1 pseudogene is annotated in these 999 nt (G+C 43.5%); it reads right to left on the bottom strand.

The window, feature by feature from the left end:
- Nucleotides 1-42: 42 nt before the first annotated feature.
- A pseudogene (locus AB840_RS15360) lies at nt 43-930 on the bottom strand (IS3 family transposase); the annotation flags it as partial.
- Nucleotides 931-999 lie beyond the last annotated feature (69 nt).

The raw sequence follows: 999 nt of genomic DNA on the forward strand, positions 1-999 counted from the left end.
TGTAGTAGTCAACCCAAATTGTAACACTGAGTGATAGTTTCCTTATGCCGACATTCTGGCAGCATAAGGAGGTAATCCATTGTTGTAGGAATGGGGTCTACGCCGATTGTAATGGCAATAGACAAACCAATAAATACCTTCATTCATCGACTTCACATCCCTAAATTTCCGTAAATTAAAATACTCATTTTTCAACGTGTTATAGAATCGTTCCATGGGTGCATTATCATATGGACAGCCGGCTCGGCTCATGCTTTGTTGAACATAATGTTCTTCACAGAAACGGACGAATGCTTCCGACGTGAACTGCGCGCCTTGGTCGCTGTGCAAGATGAGACCTTTCCCTGGCTTGTGCATATCCAGTGCTTTTTGTAGCGTGATCATGGCTAGTTCTGCCGTGATATGTGCTCCGTTACAGGTTGCTACCACACAGCGATCATACAGGTCAATAATCGTGCAATTATATCGCATCGATCCGTCTGGCATAGGTAGATACGTAAAGTCAGTGGCCCATATTCGGTTTGGCTGTTCTATATCAAACTGTTGGTTGAGCAGATTCGGGAATATCTGATGGATTTTTCCTTTGACATACGCAGTCTTACGCCGACGCACGATGGATCGTAACCCTAATTCCCGCATATAATGATGGGAAGTCAGCCTGCTGATGAGAATATGTTCCAGTGCCAGATAATCATGCATCTGGCCATAGCCGGGAACCCCGGATTCTGCATGATAGATTTCTACCATGCGCCGTTGGATGGCAATCTTATGGTTGCGATATCCCATTTTACGATTTTTTAGATAATTGTAGTACGCTGTAGGACTCATCGTAAATTTACGCAATAACCACCGTACTCCATATTGCTGATGATATTTCTGGATGAATTGATATTGGCTTACTCGACTTCCTTGGCAAAGAATGCGGCCGCTTTTTTTAAGAAGTCATTTTCCTTACGAAGTTCTGTATTTTGCTTTCGTAGGCGTTGGAGTTCCACATGG

Source organism: Megasphaera cerevisiae DSM 20462, from assembly GCF_001045675.1.
Lineage (GTDB): Bacteria > Bacillota > Negativicutes > Veillonellales > Megasphaeraceae > Megasphaera > Megasphaera cerevisiae.